The 363-nt window shown below is 43.8% G+C and carries 3 tRNA genes; all 3 read left to right on the forward strand.

Features of this window, described 5'->3' with window-relative positions:
- Window positions 1-34 precede the first annotated feature (34 nt).
- The 3 genes from B7C60_RS10290 to B7C60_RS10300 all read left to right on the forward strand — a co-directional run bounded on the left by B7C60_RS10290 (window position 35) and on the right by B7C60_RS10300 (window position 361).
- A tRNA-Leu gene (locus tag B7C60_RS10290) sits at window positions 35-119 on the forward strand.
- A 13-nt stretch (window positions 120-132) separates the two neighbouring features.
- Window positions 133-209 (forward strand) — tRNA-Met (locus B7C60_RS10295).
- Between the two features lie 77 nt (window positions 210-286).
- A tRNA-Gln gene (locus tag B7C60_RS10300) sits at window positions 287-361 on the forward strand.
- The last annotated feature ends 2 nt before the right edge of the window (window positions 362-363 follow it).

Here is a 363-nt window from a genome sequence, read left to right on the forward strand (position 1 = left end):
GTTCGACTCACTCGGATTATCTATATAAATTTGTGCGGAAGTGGCGAAATTGGTAGACGCACCAGATTTAGGTTCTGGCGCCGCAAGGTGTGAGAGTTCAAGTCTCTCCTTCCGCACCATTAATTATATTATGGCTACGTAGCTCAGCTGGTTAGAGCACATCACTCATAATGATGGGGTCACAGGTTCAAATCCCGTCGTAGCCACCATTTTTTGAATATTTAGTTATATTCAAAGTGCAATGAAGTTATTTTTGTTGCTAATGTTGATTGATTCAACAAGTTACAGGTCTATCGCCAAGCGGTAAGGCAGCGGCTTTTGATGCCGCCATTCCCTGGTTCGAATCCAGGTAGACCTGCCATT

Source organism: Vibrio fujianensis, assembly GCF_002749895.1.
Classification (GTDB): domain Bacteria; phylum Pseudomonadota; class Gammaproteobacteria; order Enterobacterales; family Vibrionaceae; genus Vibrio; species Vibrio fujianensis.